Origin of the sequence: Pseudoalteromonas sp. SR41-1 (genome assembly GCF_014164015.1) — a bacterium.
GTDB lineage: Bacteria > Pseudomonadota > Gammaproteobacteria > Enterobacterales > Alteromonadaceae > Pseudoalteromonas > Pseudoalteromonas distincta.
The window spans coordinates 136,190-154,363 of sequence record NZ_JACJEK010000011.1; the positions used below are offsets into that span (position 1 = coordinate 136,190).

17 protein-coding genes are annotated in these 18,174 nt (G+C 39.9%); 14 read left to right on the forward strand and 3 right to left on the reverse strand.

Annotated elements, in window-relative coordinates; genetic code table 11:
- Positions 1–44 precede the first annotated feature (44 nt).
- Positions 45–701 (reverse strand): Crp/Fnr family transcriptional regulator, encoded by a 657-nt coding sequence (locus tag H5118_RS11620; RefSeq protein WP_002962665.1) that lies wholly within the window; start codon positions 699–701, stop codon positions 45–47.
- 287 nt (positions 702–988) lie between these two features.
- Between H5118_RS11620 and H5118_RS11625 the strand changes: the two genes are divergently transcribed.
- The gene (locus H5118_RS11625) at positions 989–1,225 is read left to right on the forward strand and encodes a YgjV family protein (protein WP_024596297.1); all 237 of its coding nucleotides are present in this window, start codon (positions 989–991) and stop codon (positions 1,223–1,225) included.
- 355 nt (positions 1,226–1,580) lie between these two features.
- Here H5118_RS11625 and rdgC read toward each other — a convergent pair whose 3' ends face one another.
- Both rdgC and H5118_RS11635 read right to left on the reverse strand, forming a co-directional pair.
- Positions 1,581–2,498, reverse strand: a complete 918-nt coding sequence (gene rdgC / locus H5118_RS11630; protein WP_002962662.1) for a recombination-associated protein RdgC — start codon at positions 2,496–2,498, stop codon at positions 1,581–1,583.
- Between the two features lie 461 nt (positions 2,499–2,959).
- The gene (locus H5118_RS11635) at positions 2,960–4,729 is read right to left on the reverse strand and encodes a sensor histidine kinase (protein ID WP_024596296.1); all 1,770 of its coding nucleotides are present in this window, start codon (positions 4,727–4,729) and stop codon (positions 2,960–2,962) included.
- Positions 4,730–5,084: 355 nt separating this feature from the next.
- On the opposite strand from H5118_RS11635, the gene H5118_RS11640 reads away from it, so the two are divergent.
- The 13 genes from H5118_RS11640 to H5118_RS11700 all read left to right on the forward strand — a co-directional run bounded on the left by H5118_RS11640 (position 5,085) and on the right by H5118_RS11700 (position 18,172).
- Complete coding sequence (locus H5118_RS11640) at positions 5,085–5,453, forward strand: response regulator (RefSeq protein ID WP_024596295.1); 369 nt, start codon at positions 5,085–5,087, stop codon at positions 5,451–5,453.
- Positions 5,454–5,681: 228 nt separating this feature from the next.
- Positions 5,682–8,099: a bifunctional aspartate kinase/homoserine dehydrogenase I gene (thrA, locus tag H5118_RS11645; RefSeq protein WP_138489567.1), complete on the forward strand. Its 2,418-nt coding sequence runs from the start codon at positions 5,682–5,684 to the stop codon at positions 8,097–8,099.
- Positions 8,100–8,108: 9 nt separating this feature from the next.
- Positions 8,109–9,044 carry a homoserine kinase gene (gene thrB, locus H5118_RS11650; RefSeq protein WP_024596294.1) on the forward strand — a complete coding sequence of 312 codons (936 nt, stop codon included), beginning with the start codon at positions 8,109–8,111 and terminating at the stop codon, positions 9,042–9,044.
- Between the two features lie 11 nt (positions 9,045–9,055).
- The gene (thrC, locus tag H5118_RS11655; RefSeq protein WP_182720671.1) at positions 9,056–10,339 is read left to right on the forward strand and encodes a threonine synthase; all 1,284 of its coding nucleotides are present in this window, start codon (positions 9,056–9,058) and stop codon (positions 10,337–10,339) included.
- Positions 10,340–10,608: 269 nt separating this feature from the next.
- Positions 10,609–11,865, forward strand: coding sequence for a serine hydroxymethyltransferase (glyA, locus tag H5118_RS11660; protein ID WP_002961763.1), 1,257 nt, complete (start codon positions 10,609–10,611; stop codon positions 11,863–11,865).
- A 415-nt stretch (positions 11,866–12,280) separates the two neighbouring features.
- On the forward strand, positions 12,281–12,730 hold the full coding sequence (nrdR, locus tag H5118_RS11665) for a transcriptional regulator NrdR (RefSeq protein WP_002961761.1): 450 nt from the start codon (positions 12,281–12,283) through the stop codon (positions 12,728–12,730).
- Positions 12,731–12,732: 2 nt separating this feature from the next.
- Complete coding sequence (gene ribD / locus H5118_RS11670) at positions 12,733–13,866, forward strand: bifunctional diaminohydroxyphosphoribosylaminopyrimidine deaminase/5-amino-6-(5-phosphoribosylamino)uracil reductase RibD (protein ID WP_024596292.1); 1,134 nt, start codon at positions 12,733–12,735, stop codon at positions 13,864–13,866.
- Between the two features lie 16 nt (positions 13,867–13,882).
- A complete protein-coding gene (locus tag H5118_RS11675) occupies positions 13,883–14,536 on the forward strand; it encodes a riboflavin synthase (protein ID WP_024596291.1) in 654 nt (217 codons plus the stop codon).
- A gap of 29 nt (positions 14,537–14,565) precedes the next feature.
- A complete protein-coding gene (gene ribBA, locus H5118_RS11680; RefSeq protein WP_182748904.1) occupies positions 14,566–15,678 on the forward strand; it encodes a bifunctional 3,4-dihydroxy-2-butanone-4-phosphate synthase/GTP cyclohydrolase II in 1,113 nt (370 codons plus the stop codon).
- 100 nt (positions 15,679–15,778) lie between these two features.
- Complete coding sequence (ribE, locus tag H5118_RS11685; RefSeq protein ID WP_002961753.1) at positions 15,779–16,243, forward strand: 6,7-dimethyl-8-ribityllumazine synthase; 465 nt, start codon at positions 15,779–15,781, stop codon at positions 16,241–16,243.
- 15 nt (positions 16,244–16,258) lie between these two features.
- On the forward strand, positions 16,259–16,669 hold the full coding sequence (nusB, locus tag H5118_RS11690; RefSeq protein WP_002961751.1) for a transcription antitermination factor NusB: 411 nt from the start codon (positions 16,259–16,261) through the stop codon (positions 16,667–16,669).
- Positions 16,670–16,715: 46 nt separating this feature from the next.
- Entirely contained in the window at positions 16,716–17,690 is a 975-nt protein-coding gene (gene thiL, locus H5118_RS11695; RefSeq protein WP_024596289.1) for a thiamine-phosphate kinase, read from the forward strand.
- A complete protein-coding gene (locus H5118_RS11700) occupies positions 17,687–18,172 on the forward strand; it encodes a phosphatidylglycerophosphatase A (RefSeq protein WP_182196916.1) in 486 nt (161 codons plus the stop codon). Before thiL ends, H5118_RS11700 begins: the two co-directional genes overlap by 4 nt.
- The last annotated feature ends 2 nt before the right edge of the window (positions 18,173–18,174 follow it).

An 18,174-nucleotide genomic window follows, 5' to 3' on the forward strand; every position in this document is an offset into this window, starting at 1 on the left:
AAAAGGCCGTTAAGGCCTTTTTTTATGGGTAAATTTTAAATAACTTAAAGTTGAGCAAAGCTATCTACGTATTCACTTAGCTTTGGTATATCGACTGCTTGTAAGCCATCGTTACTTCTAAGTACCAAGCCTTTTTCGACAAGTTCTGTAACAACACGTCTGTAAGCTCGCTCAGTGGTAGCAAAGCGTTCGGCTTCAGCATTTACAGTTGGATAGGCTCTAAGTAGCGTAGGGTTGTTGTTCTCGGCCCTTAGTAAGCAATCTTTGGCTATGTTGTAGCTCAATGGTAGTAGTAGTTTATCTAAATTGATTTTTTGGTTTTCCTGAAATTTAGCCGCAATAGTTTGTGCGGTGTATAAACTCAGTTCTGGTTTTTCAAGCAGCAGAGCACGCCAATGTCTTAATTCAATAAGATTATAAGTTACATCGCTAAAGCACGTTACCGTATAAATACACGGATTATTATTTAGCGCTTCTATTTCACCAATAAGGGTGTTGTTACAATCCAATTGTCCTAACAGCAGGCGTCGTCCATTACCTACGTCGTAACTAAACGACACAGTGCCACTGCGTACAAGCACAAGCTTGCTTAAAGGCTGATCTTGATGGATCAGAACTTCTTTTTTTGATTGTTGATAGCTACTACCGGCAAAGGTTAAAAGCTGATCAACAAGGTAACTAGAAAAATGGTATTGAAACATCAATGTGCTCTTCGGACATTTGTCCTATTTATTACATCTTAATGACGTTAGCATTAAGACACTAAGAATTTACGCTAACTTGCTACTAATATTATTAGCTTTGCTAATAGTATTATTTTACCTTCATTTCCCGTGTAATGATTTAAGAATTTGCTGGTATTTTCCGGCAAACTTTTTCAGGTTTTTAAGCAAGTTAGCTTTTTTATTTTGTTGTAACTTTGCAATACTTATAAGTGCCATAAGTTAGCAGTACATGTAATGCTAACCTAAAGGCTAGGAGAGAACAATTGAGTTGGGAATATTTAGGCTATATTGCATCAGCTTTATTGGTTGCATCGTTAACAATGACAGATGTAGTAAAACTGCGTTGGTACAACATGTTTGGTTGTATTGTATTTACTGCATACGGTTTTGCCATTGGCGCAGTACCTGTTATTTTTACCAACGGCTTATTGTCGCTTGTAAATTTATACCACATTATAAAAATATATCGCCAACCTAAAGTTGAAGACGCTAAAAGCTAAAATAAGTTATCTGCACAAATAAGTTAATGATTTCAATTAAAATCAAAATTTCAGTTTTTGTGCATTCCGGCTTGAAGTGAATACAGATAATCTCATATCACTCTACATAACTTTCCTTTGAACCTTGCTGTAAGCTCTTACTTAAAAGATGATTACATTAGGTTTTAATACGCCGAACGTTAGCTAAATTCTGTTCGCGGATAACAAATATATAAATAAGCGCTTCTAAAAATTCCATTAAAAAATCCGATAGCAGTAAACTGCTATCGGATTTTTTATCTGTTATACCAACCTGCTTATATGTGGGTCTATTTAATGCTTCAAAGCGCTTAAATATTTATGTAGGTTGTGGTATTTACGCTTTTTCTAAATCTTCAACGTCACCTAAGCCAGCAGTTAGTTCTTCAAGTAATTGCTTTATTTCCTCAGAAGCTAAAATAAAGTCAGCATCAAGTTTTAAAGCCATATCTTCTTTAGGAATATCTGCGTTCTCTTCTTTTAGAGTTTCAGAGTAGCTTAAACGCTTGATAGAGCCATCGTTTTGCAGCATAAACTTGAGGCGTTCTTGCCAATCAAGTGCCAGTTTAGTTACGCGTTTACCACTTTCTAAGTGCGATTTAACCTCATCACATGCCAGATCATGGCCTTTTAGTTTTACTTGTGCACCGCTGTCGTCAGCTTCTTCAAGCTCAGCGTCAGAGCCAATAGCAAAGCCTTCTGGTGTACTAAAGTTAGTTAACCAATCAGTTAAGAATACATCTAGGTCGTAGTTAGCAAACGCAGGTACAACTGGGAGCGTTCCTAACGATTTACGAAGTAGTGCCAGTAGCTCTTCAGCTTTATTAAAGCTGCCACTATTTACAACCACCCAGCCATTTTCTTGGTCAATAAAGGCAAATTGTAAGCTCGACTTTTTAAATGCCTGGGGTAGAAGAGTATGAAGAATGTTTTCTTTTAATTCGTCTTTTTCTTTCTTTTTAACCGGGCGGTTTTCTTCGGCTTCTATCTGATCAATTTTCTCAGCAACTAGTTCGTTGATAACAGAAGCTGGGAGTACTTTTTCTTCACGTTTTGCGCAAACTAAAATACTTTTTTGAGAAAAATGCGATAGTGTTTCGCCATGCTTTCCAAACGCTTTCGTCCAACCAAATGTTGCAAGCTCTTGACCAGTACATGGGCGAAATAAATCTTGCTCTAATGCTTTATCAAAATCTTCTTGGGTGTATGAAACGTCTTGCTTAAAGCGGTAACAAATAAGGTTACTAAACCACATAGGGGAATTGATCCATTTGAAAAATTTGTCCAATCATAGCAATAAAAACAGCATCTCGAAATGACTGATTTGTTACTAGGGCGTGTTGAATTTTATGGATTGAAATTTGTTCAATCCAAGGAAGATTAAATCGCGGCGCTAGGTTTGTAACCTAGTGGGCTCGGTAACTGCTCCTGCGTTATTCTACTGGCTTACATCCATGTAAGAATAAGTAAAAACCGAGCAAAGCTTCCGCGTCCTGCTCACGCCCCTTACCTACATCCATGTAGGCAACAAAGAGTTAATCGTCCCGAGATCGAGCTCAAAGGGCAGCGCATGTTTGGTATTTATGCTGCGTTATCGCCTACTTATGGGGAATAACCACACTACATAGGCTCTGCCTTGCCTAAAAACCAAACATATTGCTGCAAATTCAACCACCAAAGAACAACACGCCCTAATAATTTAATGCATATACTTTTTTATTCATATTTATCAAAAATAGGCATTGGCTTAGCCATGTTCTTTGGAAATTGAATATAGTAACGCAGACCTTTACCAGGTTCACTCGTTGCATCAATAGATCCACTAAGAGTTTGTTTAACTAAGTTAAACATTATATGGGTACCTAATCCGCTTCCGCCCTCATCGCGTTTAGTCGTAAAGAATGGGTCAAACAATTTTTTCAATTGCTCACTGGTAACTCCGTTACCGTCATCTTTGTAATCAATCGTTAAGTTAGTGTCATCTGCGCTTATTTTGATATCCATCACACCGTTGCTTTTACCTTCAAAGCCATGAATGAGTGAATTCATAATTAAGTTAGTAAAAATTTGGCTGATGGCGCCTGCAGGTAAATTTAAAACTAAGTCATCAGGGCATTCTAATTTTATTGTATGGGATGTCTTTTTTAGTTTTGGATGCAGTGAGCGTATTACTTCGTTAGTGTAATCTTTAAAGTTAATAGTTCTTACAGCTTCACTGGCCTGATCGACCGCTATTTGCTTAAAGCTAGCAATAAGCTCTGAGGCTCTATCTAAGTTAGTGGTTAACAAGCTTGTACTTTGTTTTGCTTCGTTAATAAATTCTTCTAGTGCTTTTGGTGAAAGTGTTTTTTCACTATAAGCACTTTCGAGTTTATTTAAGCGTTCTTGCAAAAACGATATTGCCGTTACACCTATCCCAATAGGGGTGTTAATATCATGCGTAATACCCGCCACAAGCCCGCCTAGTGCGGCCATCTTCTCTGTGCCCAATAAACGTTCCTGTGCAAGGCTTAATTCCTCTATATAACGCTGAGATTCAGTTTGTTTTGTAATTAGCTCTTGCTCTGTGCTGCGGCGTAAGTCTATTTCTTCAGTGAGCACAATTTTTTGCTTCTCAAGTTCGTATTTTTGCTGTTGTAATTCCATCATTGCTTGGCTTAAGTTTGATGTTTTACGGGCTACGTCTTGCTCAAGTTGTATGTTGTGATGATCGAGCTTTTCGTTACTAATAATAAGTTCTTTTTGGGTGTGCTCAAGCTCTTTTCTGTACTGAACCACTTTATCTATTAGTTTGTTAAACGACTGCTCCATTACTTTTAGTTCGTTATGCTCCTCTGTTTCTATTTCTATGTGTTGTCCTTCTAGCTCATCTAATTCTAGGTTTTCTAGTTGCTCAGTAAGCTCAGCTAAGGGATCTGTAAGAAGCTTTCTAAATGCCATTAAAAATAAAATGATTAAAAAGGTAGTTTTAATCATCGCATTACCAATCAAAAAGTAGATTGATACCATAATTCGGCTTAAAACAACTTCTCGGCTAGAGAACAAGGTAACGTCGCCCACTTGGGTAGCACGGCCAGAAAATTCAAAAATAAGTGGAAAGGTGTAACCAAACAGACCGGATTTCGCGTCTTCTAAAATAGCTTCTTCTTGTACTAACTGTTGGTTATATAGCTTATGTATGTCGAGCGAGCGCCCTAACTGTGAAATAATTTCGCCGCTGTCGTCTCGAACAATAATCCCTTCAATCATGGGAATGGCGAGTAAACCTTCTGCTGTTGTAATTGTTTGCTTGGTATTAAGCTCCCAAATTGCACGTGTTAAGCTACGACTAAAGGTTTTTTGTAATGTACTTAATTCATCACGTATATAGTCTTTAGTATTGAGATATTCAGCAAGCACCTGTCCGCAAGTCACTACGAAGGTAAGCAAAAAATAAACGGATAAAACGCTTGTTAGCAGCTTCTTAGAAAGGCTTTTTTGTAACATGAGTGACTTGTTCATCCTTTGTTATTTTTGTAACGTTACTATTGTAATTTAAAAGTTAGTCAATAAACCTCTAAAAATAAATAAAAAAGTTAAAATTTAATAAGATAAATCTAATTAAGTCGGTATGTAGTATTAATGTAATTAAACTCAGCTATGAATTAGTAAATTTGCTAGACGTTAAGTTTTGTAAGTTTGATTAGAATTTAGTTTCGTTAATCATATTTAAATGAGTTAATTCTATATTTATCATTGCATTGAATTATTAATGCGCTAAGTATTTAGATGCGTGTTAAAGTGTCCTGAGTGCAAAGAAAGATGGTCTTTTAATAACTTTGATGGTTGTGTAGTAGTAAACATGATGAAATTTTCGATATTAGTCTGTGATGATTCTGCTGTTGCTCGTAAACAAGTCGTGCGGTGTTTAAATGAGTGTATAGACGCAGATATACAACAAGCTATAAATGGAGCAAACGCCCTCGATCTTTTAAGAGCACAAAACTTTGATTTACTGTGCCTAGACCTCACCATGCCAGAGGTTGATGGTATACAAGTACTTGAAACTATAAAAACAGAAAAAATAGAGTGCTTTGTGTTGGTTATTTCTGCTGATATACAGGAAAAAATGAAGCAACGAGTCGCCCAACTTGGCGCAATTGATTTTATTGATAAACCTATTAATAAATCAAGCTTGAATGAAATATTGCATAAATTTGGCATTCATTAGGTTTTTTCATGTTAAAAAAGGCTGTTTTATCTTTTAATTTAGGGTTGACAGCATAGCCTTTGTTAAGGCAGTCTTAACATATGAAAACAATTAATCGCGTACTGACCATTATTATTACAACCATCATTCTTACTGGATAGTGGCATAGGTCGGTGCAACAAATTTAAAGGCCTGTGTTCACTTAGAACACAGGCCTTTTTTCGTTTTATGGGATGAGGAACATAAACAATGCGAGTTTTAAAATTTGGTGGGTCTTCACTTGCCGATTATGCATGCTTACAACAGGTAGCTCAGTTAGTTAAAGCACAGTTAAAAGATGAAATGTTATTGGTGCTTTCTGCTCCAGGTGGAATGACCGATTCGCTAGTTGCACTTGCAAGTGCTGCAGAGCAAGGCTTAGATTTTTCGCAGCAATGGCAAGCATTAGCGAGTCGTTGTGAGGGCTTAAAAGCTGACGTTGAAAAAAGTGGCGTAGTAGTTACAAGCTGGCCAGACCTAGGCGAGCTTAAAAATAAATTAGATGGCGTGTCGCTTATACAGTGTTGCCCTGATCAAGTTCGCGCATTTGTAATTAGCTTTGGAGAGCGCGTTAGCGTTTCTTTAATGCAGGCTTTATTGAGCTCACAAGATGCAAGGTACTTAGAAGCAACAAGCTGTATTGCTTCAACAGGTGGCTACATTGATGCAGAAGCTGATTTAGTGGCAAGTAAAGCTCGCTTTCAAGCTGTGCTTAAAGAAAACCCTGCAACTATTTATATTATGCCTGGTTTTACGGCGAGTAATGATAAAGGTGAGCTTACGACGCTTGGCCGTAATGGCTCAGATTACTCAGCAGCTATTGCTGCGGCATGTTTAGAAGCTGAGATTTGCCAAATTTGGACTGACGTTGATGGCGTATATAGCGCTGATCCTCGTTATATTAAAAAAGCCACTAAAGTAGATTTTTTATCTTATAAAGAAGCGATGGAGCTTTCTTACTTTGGTGCAAAAGTACTTCATCCAAAAACAATTTTACCGTGTGCTAAAGCAGGCGTGCCATGTGAAATTAAAAATACGCATAACCCAGACGCACAAGGCTCATTAATTGGTAACGATTATTCATCTGATGAGCCCGTAAAAGCGCTTTCTAGCTTACAAGACCTTGCAATGTTAACTGTTTCAGGCCCAGGCATGAAAGGTAAAGTAGGCATGGCATCTAAGGTATTTAACGCGCTTGCTCACGATAACGTATCAATTGTATTGATCACGCAATCATCATGTGAATTTAGTATTAGTTTTTGTGTGCACGAAACAGACCTAGCGCTTGCACTGGATGCGCTACAAACTGCATTTGAGCTTGAATTACAAGCAGGGCTTATTGAGCCTGTACAAGTACAGCGTAATTTAGCCATTGTTACTTTAGTGGGCGACAACATGCGCGCACACCGTGGCTTAGCGGCTAAGTTTTTTGCATCGCTTGCACAAGCGCAAGTAAATATTGTGGCAATTGCACAGGATTCTACAGAAAGTGCTATTTCTGCGGTAATTGATGGTGAGTTATGTAATGACGCTGTAAAAATATGCCATGAAAACTTTTTCACGCATGTGCCGTCAATTGATGTGTTTTTACTAGGTTGTGGCTTAGTAGGGCAAGAGCTTATTAATCAGCTTGAGCGCCAGCAAGCTTGGCTTGAAAAGCGTAATATTAAACTTAACTTGTATGGTGTTGCTAACTCTCGTCAATTACACCTTGATAACGAAGGCATCGCTTTTAGTGATTGGCAGCAAAAATTGGCCTCATCTGAGCAAGCATTTGATTTAAAATTAGTAGAGCAATTTGTTAAGCAAAACCACTTAGTGAATCCGGTATTAGTAGATTGTACATCTTCAGATGCACTTGCTGCGCAGTACGTAGACTTTTTAAATGCAGGTTTTCATGTGGTTGCAGCTAATAAAAAAGCGACAACAAGCTCATACACGTATTACCAAGATTTAATAGCTGCTACGCAAAAGAATAATCGTAAATTTTTATACGAAACTAACGTTGGTGCAGGTTTACCAGTAATCGATAACTTGCAGTCATTATTTGGTGCCGGTGATGAGTTACTAGAGTTTAGCGGTATTTTATCAGGCTCACTTTCGTATATGTTTGGCGCACTTCAAGATGGTTTATCACTTTCTGAGGCAACTATTAAAGCCAAAGAAAGCGGTTTTACTGAGCCAGATCCTCGTGATGATTTATCGGGTACTGATGTAGCACGTAAGTTACTGATCATTGCTCGCGAAGCCGGTATGAAGTTGGAGCTAAGCGATATTGAAGTTGAGTCAGTATTACCACAAGGTTTTGCACAAGGTGATAGTGTTGATGAGTTTATGGCAAAACTACCAAGCCTAGATGCTGATTTTAATGACCGCATTCAAAGTGCTGCGAGCGAAGGAAAGGTACTTCGTTATGTAGGTACAATTAAAGAAGGTCACTGTAAAGTAGGTATTGAGGCTGTTGATGAAAAACATGCGCTTAATGTAATTCGCGATGGCGAAAACGCGCTTGCTATTTTAAGCCAATACTACCAGCCACGTCCGTTTGTAATTCGTGGTTATGGTGCCGGCTCTGAAGTAACAGCAGCGGGTGTATTTGCTGATATTTTAAAAACACTATCGCGCTAGGAGCTCGTTATGATTGAAGTATATGCTCCGGCGTCTATTGGTAATTTTGCAGTGGGTTTTGATGCACTTGGCGCAGCGCTTGCGCCAATTGATGGTAGTTTATTAGGCGATGTAGCCGTTGTAAGTGCAGCACCAAGTGACGAATTTATTTGCACTGGCGACTACGCTCACAAGTTACCAAGTGATGCGAATGAAAACTTAGCGTACCAGTGTTTAGTACATTTTAGAGCGCATGTTGCGCCTGATATGCCAAGCGTAAAGCTCGAGCTTAAAAAGAATTTACCAATTGGATCTGGACTTGGTTCTAGTGCATGCTCGGTCGTGGCTACCTTTGCTGCCCTTGATAAGTTTGCGCAAACTAACTTAAGTCAGGTTGAGCTTATTGAGCTTATGGCTGACTTTGAAGCTGTAGTGAGCGGTGGTCGTCATTACGACAACATCACGCCATGCTATTTAGGTGGTTTGCAATTAACAGGTGATTTAATCCCTGATAAATCGATTGCACTGCCTGTTGATGAAAATTGGTACTACGTTGCTGCGTTCCCTGGTTTTTCACTCAACACTGCTAAAGCGCGCTCGGTTTTACCAAAAGAGTTGAGCATGCATGCAAGTGTTGAGTTTGCACAGCGTTTATCGGCATTTAGTAGCTTACTGTTGACTAATCGTTTTGACGATGCACTGAGCATAATGAAAGATGAAATAGCAGAACCTTACCGCGCACCGCTTATTAAAGGTTTTAGTGAAGCCAAAGCAAGCTTACCAGCGTTGGGCGCTGAAATAGTGAGTATTTCGGGCGCAGGACCTACCTTGTTTAGTGTATGTAAAACACTTGAAGCTGCAAAGCAATGCGCGCAGTGGTTAGAGGCAAATTACATTAACGAGCAAGGCTTTTGCCACATTTGTAAATTAGATAACGACGGCACGCGTCAATTAACAGTTTTATAGGATAGGTAGTCATGCAATTACATAATTTAAAAGATAGCTCACAAAAAGTGTCGTTCGTTGAAGCCGTAAAAACAGGTTTGGGTCGTAATCAAGGTGTGTTTTTCCCTGAATCCCTTGCCCCACTGTCCGATGTTCATGCTTTGCTTGATATGGACTTTGTTACACGCAGTGGCAAAATATTATCTCACCTAATTGGTGATGAGCTGCCTAGCGACACTGTGGCACAAATGGTTAAAAATGCATTTAACTTTCCAGTTAAGCTGGTGGAAGTTGAAGAGAATACTTACTGCTTAGAGTTGTTTCATGGTCCTACGCTTGCGTTTAAAGACTTTGGTGGTCGCTTTATGGCTGAGTGCTTAGCGCAATTTAATAAAGATGAAAAAGTAACTATTTTAACCGCAACATCGGGCGATACTGGTGCAGCCGTTGCACATGCTTTTTATAACAAGCCGAATATCGATGTTGTCATCTTATATCCTAAAGGCAAAATTTCACTTGCTCAGCAAAAGCTATTTACTACGTTAGGTAACAATATTCATTGTTACGCAGTTGATGGCAGTTTTGATGATTGCCAAGAGTTGGTTAAAAATGCCTTTTTAGATGAAGAAGTTAAATCAACACTTGGGCTTAATTCTGCTAATTCAATTAATATTAGCCGTTTAGTTGCTCAGGTTTGTTATTACTTTGAGGCCATTGCACAACTACCAAAAGAAAAACGCGCAACAGCGCATATATCAGTGCCAAGTGGCAACTTTGGTAATGTATGTGCTGCAATGATTGGTGCGGTTATTGGCTTACCTGTAGGTAAATTAAGTGCAACCACCAACCAAAATGATACTGTGCCGCGCTTTATGCTTGATAAAACCTGGACGCCAAACGCAACACTTGAGTCGCTTTCAAATGCAATGGATGTAAGTAAGCCAAACAACTGGCCGCGTGTGCAAACAATGTTAGATAATAACTGGTTTAGCTACGATAATTTTTATTCAACTAGCGTAAACGAGGAAGACACGCAATCGGTGATGAAAAAAATTCAACAAACGGGTTATGTTGCAGAGCCTCACACTGCTATTGCGTACCAAGGTCTTGTTGAAAATCGAGCGCCTGGTGCAGCGGGCATCTTTTTAGCCACAGCTCACCCTGCTAAGTTTAAAGAAAGCGTAGAGGGTATTTTAAATATTGAATTAGGTATGCCAAAACCACTTAGCGACGCACTAGCAAAACCATGCCTAGCAAGCGATATAAAGGCCGATTACGACGCATTACGTACAGAAATACTTGCTAAACTTGGCTAAGTTAATTAATTCAAAAAGGCGGTTAAGCCGCCTTTTTTTATAACTTTAGGCTTTTAAATCTAGTGAGTTGCATTTACTAATTAAATGTAGGAAATAGCATTCATTTAAAATCGTTATGGTTTTATAAGAAAATATCATCTTAAAAAGTCTGTGAAATAGTTTCAATCCCTGTTTAAATATCCTCAACTTAAGAGCGTAGGCAAAGAGTCGTTTAAAGCGTACAATAAAGCCTCTAAAAAACACCATACACGTTGCCCTAGGAGACCCCAATGTTAGAACGTAGCATGAATATTTCGGATTTTGATCCAGAGTTATTTGACGCGATAAACAAAGAAACTGCTCGCCAAGAAGAGCACATTGAACTAATCGCTTCAGAAAACTACTGTAGCCCACGCGTACTAGAAGCGCAGGGTTCACAGCTTACAAATAAATACGCAGAAGGTTACCCTGGCAAACGTTATTATGGCGGTTGTGAGCACGTTGATGTTGTTGAGCAATTAGCAATTGACCGTGCTAACGAGTTATTTGGTTCTGACTACGCAAACGTACAACCACATGCTGGTTCGCAAGCTAATGCTGCTGTTTTTCTAGCGCTATTAGAAGCAGGCGACACTGTACTTGGTATGAGCTTAGCTCATGGTGGTCACTTAACTCACGGATCACACGTAAGCTTCTCTGGTAAGCTTTACAATGCAATTCAATACGGACTAGATGAAACAACGGGCGAAATTGATTACGCACAGGTTGAAGCACTAGCACTTGAGCATAAACCAAAAATGATTATTGGTGGTTTCTCAGCGTACTCAGGTATTGTTGATTGGGCTAAATTCCGTGAAATTGCTGACAAAGTAGGTGCTTACCTGTTTGTTGATATGGCTCACGTTGCAGGTTTAATTGCGGCAGGCGTTTACCCAAGCCCAGTTCCTCATGCACATGTTGTAACTACAACTACGCATAAAACACTTGCTGGTCCTCGTGGTGGTTTAATTATCTCTGCATGTGGCGATGAAGCAATCTATAAAAAGCTTAACAGCGCAGTTTTCCCTGGTGGCCAAGGTGGTCCTTTATGTCATGTTATTGCAGCAAAAGCAGTGGCATTTAAAGAAGCGCTTCAACCAGAATTTAAAGTATACCAAACACAAGTTGTTAAAAACGCAAAAGCAATGGTTGCTGTAATGCAAGAGCGCGGCTACAAAATCGTATCTGACAAAACTGAAAACCACTTATTCCTACTCGATTTAATCGATAAAGATATTACTGGTAAAGATGCAGACGCAGCCCTTGGTAACGCTAACATCACAGTTAATAAAAACTCAGTGCCAAACGATCCACGTTCTCCGTTTGTAACATCTGGTTTGCGTATTGGTTCTCCTGCAATCACTCGTCGTGGTTTCAAAGAAGAAGAATCAAAAGAGCTTGCTGGCTGGATTTGTGACGTACTAGATAACATCACTGATGAATCTGTACAGGCGCAAGTTAAAGAAAAAGTAAAAGCAATTTGTGCAAAATTACCTGTTTACGCTTAATTGCATAAGCAGCAGTAATTTAGATCACATAGGCTAGGGGCCTGTTTATCTTTCGAGGTTTAATTTGCAGTAGCATGTTTGGTTTTTAGGCAAGGCAGAGTCTATGTAGTGTGGTTACTCCACACAAATAGGCGATAACGCAGCATAAATGCCAAACATGCACTGCCCTCGGGTTCGTCCTAGGGGCGATTTACTCTTTGTTGCCTACATGGATGTAGGTAAGGGGCGTGAGCAGGACGCGGAAGCTTTGCTCGGTTTTTACTTAGCCCACTAGGTTACAAACCTCGCGCCGCGATTAAATCACCCATAGATAGAACAAATTTAATCCTGAAAGGTCAACAGGCCCTATTTTTTTGCTAAGATAAAAGACCGCTATTTAGCGGTCTTTTTTGTTTTAAAACGGAAGTACCGAGCTATGCATTGTCCATTTTGTACCGCAAAAGATACTAAAGTTATTGACTCACGCCTTGTTGGTGGAGGCCATCAAGTTCGCAGGCGCCGTGAGTGCAACGACTGCCATGAGCGCTTTACTACATTTGAAGGCGCTGAACTGGTTATGCCTCGTGTTATTAAACAAGACGGCAGCCGCGAACCATTTAACGAAGATAAATTATTAAATGGCTTAAATCGCGCACTCGAAAAACGCCCAGTGAGCACAGAGCAAGTAGACGAAGTTGTGAATATAATAAAATCGCAGTTGCGTGCTACAGGCGAGCGAGAAATTTCAAGCCATTTGGTTGGTGAATGCATTATGGAAGCCCTCAAAAAGCTCGATAAAGTAGCGTATGTAAGATTTGCCTCTGTTTATCGCTCGTTTGAAGATATACGCGAATTTGGCGAAGAAATTGCCCGCTTAGGGGAGTAACAATGCAAAGCCAAGTTCCTTTTACTGAACATGATGAAATGTATATGGCACGCGCCATAGAACTTGCCAAAAAAGGCCGCTTTACTACCACACCTAACCCTAATGTTGGCTGTGTTTTAGTTAAAAATAATCAAATAATTGGTGAGGGTTTTCATCAATTAGCAGGTCAAGGCCATGCAGAAGTAAATGCACTGGCTGTCGCTGGAAAAAATGCACAAGGTGCAACGGCTTATGTAACGCTTGAACCGTGTAGTCATTATGGCCGTACGCCACCGTGCGCCGAAGGCTTAAAAGCTGCCGGTGTGGTAAAAGTAATTGCTGCTATGGTTGATACAAACCCACAAGTTGCTGGCAAAGGCCTTAAAATACTGAGCGACGCGGGTATTGACGTTGCTTACGGGTTACTCGAATCACAAGCTCGCGCACTTAACGTTGGCTTTTTTAAGCGTATGGAACAAGGCTTACCTTATGTGATTTGCAAAATGGCAGCGAGTATTGATGGTAAAACGGCGCTTAAAAATGGGCAAAGTAAGTGGATCACAAGTCCTGCTGCTCGACAAGACGTACAATTATACCGAGCGAAAAGCTGCGCTATTTTAACCGGTGCCGATACAGTGCTAGTAGACGATGCTAAACTTAATGTGCGACTAAGTGAGCTGCCTTGCACACTGCCTACTGATTTGCCGCTTCGCCAGCCCGTGCGTGTTATAATTGACTCTCAAAACCGTTTAACACCTGACCTTGCTTTATTTGAAATCCAAAGTGATGTAATAATATTTACGACTAAGGTTGATAAATCATTGCAATGGCCGCATTTTGTAAAGCATATTGAAGTCAGTGAAAGTAACGGTAAAGTTGATTTACAAGCCGTTTTAGAAAAACTTGGGCAACTGCAGTTTAATAATGTTTGGCTTGAAGCTGGCGCAACACTTGCTGGTAAAATGACAGAGCTTAATTTAGTTGACGAGTTTGTTTTTTATTTAGCGCCTAAACTAATGGGCCATGATGCAAAAAGTTTAGTTAATTTTCCTGAATTGACGAGTATGCAAAACACCGTTGATTTAACATTTAATGAATGTGCGCGCATTGGTGACGATTTACGTATCACCGCGTCAAAACTCATTAAAATCACTTAATAAAAAGAGTAGTGCTATGTTTACTGGGATAATAGAAGCCACAGGCAAAATTGCTTTATTACAAAAAAAACAAGGCGACTTAGCCATTCGTATCCAAAGTACTGATCTTGATATGACAGACGTAAAGTTAGGTGACAGCATTGCAACTAATGGTGTTTGCTTAACTGTAGTTGATAAACATATTGATGGTTTTAGTGCGGATTTATCTAATGAGACGATTAGTTTGACCGGTTTTGCTCACTATGCTTTAGGACAAACGGTGAATCTTGAAAAAGCCATGCAACCTGTTTCTCGTTTAGGCGGTCATTTAGTGTCTGGCCATGTTGATGGTATCGCAACAATTACAAGTATTACAGCAAACGCCAGAGCAACAGAATATTGGCTTACAACTGACGAAAATTTAATGAAATACATTCCTTACAAAGGTTCGGTATGTATTGATGGTATAAGCCTGACAGTAAACGCTGTAGAGGGTAATAAATTCAAATTAACAATTGTCCCACACACGAGTGAGCAAACCACAATTGCTCATTTTAAAGTAGGTACCCAAGTTAATTTAGAAGTCGATCAAATTGCACGTTATTTAGAGCGCCTTATAAAGGGTGCAGAGCAACCAACGGGCTCTGATATTTCGATGAGCTTACTCGCTAAAGCGGGTTTTATTAAATAACGAAACTGACAACTTACACGAGCAAATTTATGAATTTACACAGCGCGCAAGAAATCATCGACGATATTAAAGCCGGTAAAATGGTTATTTTAATGGATGATGAAGATAGAGAAAACGAAGGCGATTTAATAATAGCTGCTGAGCATATTAGCGCAGAAGCGATTAATTTCATGGCTACCCATGGCCGTGGTTTAATTTGTTTAACCATGACGCAAGAGCGTTGCGAGCAACTTGATTTACCGTTAATGGTTAAAAACAATGGTGCAGCATTTTCGACTAACTTTACAATGTCGATAGAAGCATCAAAAGGTGTTACAACCGGTATTTCAGCAGCAGATAGAGCGCGTACAGTGCAAGCGGCTATAGCTAAAGGCGCAGTCCCAAGTGATATTGTTCAGCCTGGACATATTTTTCCTATTATGGCGCAACCTGGTGGCGTATTAACTCGCGCAGGACACACTGAAGCTGGCTGTGATTTAGCGCGTTTAGCTGGGCTTGAAGCATCATCTGTTATTGTTGAAATACTTAATGCTGATGGCACTATGGCACGCCGCCCTGATTTAGAAGTTTTTGCGAAAGAGCACGATATTAAAATTGGCACCATTGCTGATTTAATAGAATACCGCAACTTAAACGAAACAACAATTGAGCAAGTAGCAAAATGTAAGTTACCAACTGTTCATGGTGAATTTGATTTAGTTACTTACAAAGACACAATTGACGGCCAATTACATTACGTATTGCTCAAAGGCGATATAAAAGATCAAGAGCCGACAAATGTACGTGTACATTTGCAAAGTACCTTTAACGATATTCTACTTTCAGACAGAAGTGCTGACCGTAGCTGGGGCCTTTCAGAAGCAATCGCTTATATCGCTAAAAATGAAGGTGCTTTAGTTATTTTAGGTAAGCAAGAAAGCACTGAAGAGTTAGAGGCAACTGTGAAAGCATTTGCAGCAGCTGATGCCGGCGAAAGCGTTACGCCACGTAAATTCAAAGGTACATCTCGTACTGTTGGCGTAGGCTCGCAAATACTTGCCGATCTTGGAATTAAACAAATGCGATTAATGAGTCGCCCTAAAAAGTACCATGCACTTTCGGGCTTTCATTTAGAAGTTGTTGATTACGTTGAGCCACAATAAGCATCACGCTTAAACTAGGCTATTATTTTATTTTTATGGTATGATGCGCAGCAATTTTTGCGCAATCGCAACCGCTTGAACTTATTTTTAGGGTTATCAAATGAAAATTATTGAAGGTAATAAGTACGCTCCAGGCAAAAAATTTGCCATTGTCATTTCTCGTTTTAATGACTTTATTGGTAGCAGCCTCCTTGCAGGTGCTGTTGATGAGCTAAAACGCACAGGTGGCGTATCAGATGACGACATTACCGTTATTTATGTGCCAGGCGCGGTAGAATTACCTTTAGCGGCTAAACGCGTTGCGGCAAAAAAAGAGTATGATGCAATCATCGCATTAGGCGTAGTGATCAGAGGTGGTACACCACACTTTGACCTAGTTGCTGGCGAATCAAACAAAGGTCTTGCGCAAGTATCACTTGAGTATGATATCCCGGTTGCATTTGGCGTATTAACCACAGAAAGCATTGAACAAGCAATTGAGCGTGCTGGCACCAAAATGGGCAATAAAGGCGGCGAAGCTGCTTTAGGCGCGCTTGAAATGGTTAATGTGTTAGATAAAATTTAAGTTTAAGGAATTTTTGTGAAACCAGCAGCAAGACGTAAAGCACGTATCTTAGCACTCCAAGCCGTTTATTCTTGGCAAATAAGTGGCAATTTAATTGCCGATATCGAACAACAAATGTTGATCGAAACAGACGTTACTAAAATTGATGTTGAATACTTTAAAGATCTAGCGACGGGTGTTGCTGTAAATTACAAGCAACTAGACGAAGCTGTATCACCACATTTAACACGTCCGTTTGATGACTTAGATATGGTTGAGCGTGCAATTTTACGTTTAAGCAGCTATGAGCTTAAGTTCCGTGAAGACGTACCTTATAAAGTTGCTATTAACGAAGGTATTGAGCTGGCCAAAATTTTTGGCGCTGAAGACAGCCATAAATTTGTAAACGGTGTACTTGATAAAGCTGTTAAGCATTTACGCAAGTAAGTAAACCGTTAAAGAGGGGAGCCGGCATAGGCCGGCTTTTTTGTGTATGAAGGAATTTGAATTAATTAACCGCTACTTTAAAGGTCGCGGTATCACCCGTCGTGATGTAAACCTAGGTATAGGGGATGATTGCGCTTTAGTAACCGTTCCACAAAACTGCCAACTTGCCGTTACAACAGACACTCTTGTTGCTGGCGTACACTTTTTTGATGATATTTCCCCTCGTGCATTAGGTCACAGAGCGCTTGCTGTTAATTTAAGTGATTTAGCGGCCATGGGTGCTGAGCCAACTTGGGTTTCAGTTGCGTTAACTTTGCCAAGTATTGACCCACAGTGGATTGAAGAGTTTACTGATGGCATGCATGAAATTGCTGAATATTTTAATGTGCAGATTATAGGTGGCGATACAACTCAGGGCCCACTAACCATCACTATTTGTGCGAAAGGGACTGTACCCGAAGGTACTGCACTTCGTCGTAGTGGCGCAAAAGTGGGTGATTGGATTTATGTTACGGGTCCGCTAGGTGACGCTGGACTTGCAATTGAGTCTCGCAAACAAGGTATAAGTATTGAGCCAGAGCATTTAAAGTACGTAAATAAACGCTTTGACTTTCCAACCCCACGTGTTGCTGCAGGGCAGGTATTACGAGGCCTTGCATCATCGGCTATCGATGTGTCGGACGGCTTAATCGCTGATTTAAGTCATATACTCGATATGTCACAAGTAAGTGCAGTGGTGAATATTGAAAGTATTCCAACTTCAGATGCGATGCAAGCAAGCCTTGATTTTAATCAGCAGCTGCCATTCATTCTCAGTTACGGTGATGATTACGAATTAATTTTTACGGTCCCTGATAGCAATAAAAGTATGTTAGAAATAAAGCTACGCCAGTATGGTGTAGATGCAACATGCATTGGCCAAGTTAAAAGTGGCGATGGCCAAATTGAGCTTTTACACAACGGTGAAAAGTTTGATTTTGAACCGCAGGGTTTTGAGCACTTTGCAAAGGAGCTGGTTTGAACAATAACCGCAAGTTTAATTTAAAGCGTCCACATCAGTTTTTTGGTCTGGGCTTTGGGACTGGGCTTGCCCCTAAAGCGCCCGGTACATTTGGTACATTTGCTGCCTTGCCATTCATTTTTATGACCATGTATTATCCGTTATGGCTGCAAATTGTATTTGCCGTTGTGATCAGTATATTTGGTATATGGGCGTGCGGTAAAACGGCTGATGATTTAGGCGTGCACGATCATCCTGCTATTGTATGGGATGAAGTGGCGGGTTATTACATCACTATGATTGGCGCAGCACTTAACTGGCAAACATTACTCGTAGGTTTTTTGTTATTTCGCTTTTTTGATATAGCAAAACCCGGCCCAATCCGTATGCTAGACAAACGAGTACATGGCGGTTTAGGTATAATGGCCGACGATATACTTGCGGGTATTTTTTCGCTTATATGTTTACAAGCGTTAATAAAAGTGGGTTTACTGCCCTTTTAATT

What these genes read in the sequence shown, in the direction of transcription:
- H5118_RS11620 (WP_002962665.1), bottom strand. Translation starts at nt 701, where the DNA reads ATGTTTCAATACCATTTTTCTAGTTACCTTGTTGATCAGCTTTTAACC.
- rdgC (WP_002962662.1), bottom strand. Translation starts at nt 2,498, where the DNA reads ATGTGGTTTAGTAACCTTATTTGTTACCGCTTTAAGCAAGACGTTTCA.
- H5118_RS11635 (WP_024596296.1), bottom strand. Translation starts at nt 4,729, where the DNA reads ATGTTACAAAAAAGCCTTTCTAAGAAGCTGCTAACAAGCGTTTTATCC.
- H5118_RS11640 (WP_024596295.1), top strand. Translation starts at nt 5,085, where the DNA reads ATGATGAAATTTTCGATATTAGTCTGTGATGATTCTGCTGTTGCTCGT.
- thrA (WP_138489567.1), top strand. Translation starts at nt 5,682, where the DNA reads ATGCGAGTTTTAAAATTTGGTGGGTCTTCACTTGCCGATTATGCATGC.
- thrB (WP_024596294.1), top strand. Translation starts at nt 8,109, where the DNA reads ATGATTGAAGTATATGCTCCGGCGTCTATTGGTAATTTTGCAGTGGGT.
- thrC (WP_182720671.1), top strand. Translation starts at nt 9,056, where the DNA reads ATGCAATTACATAATTTAAAAGATAGCTCACAAAAAGTGTCGTTCGTT.
- glyA (WP_002961763.1), top strand. Translation starts at nt 10,609, where the DNA reads ATGTTAGAACGTAGCATGAATATTTCGGATTTTGATCCAGAGTTATTT.
- nrdR (WP_002961761.1), top strand. Translation starts at nt 12,281, where the DNA reads ATGCATTGTCCATTTTGTACCGCAAAAGATACTAAAGTTATTGACTCA.
- ribD (WP_024596292.1), top strand. Translation starts at nt 12,733, where the DNA reads ATGCAAAGCCAAGTTCCTTTTACTGAACATGATGAAATGTATATGGCA.
- H5118_RS11675 (WP_024596291.1), top strand. Translation starts at nt 13,883, where the DNA reads ATGTTTACTGGGATAATAGAAGCCACAGGCAAAATTGCTTTATTACAA.
- ribBA (WP_182748904.1), top strand. Translation starts at nt 14,566, where the DNA reads ATGAATTTACACAGCGCGCAAGAAATCATCGACGATATTAAAGCCGGT.
- ribE (WP_002961753.1), top strand. Translation starts at nt 15,779, where the DNA reads ATGAAAATTATTGAAGGTAATAAGTACGCTCCAGGCAAAAAATTTGCC.
- thiL (WP_024596289.1), top strand. Translation starts at nt 16,716, where the DNA reads ATGAAGGAATTTGAATTAATTAACCGCTACTTTAAAGGTCGCGGTATC.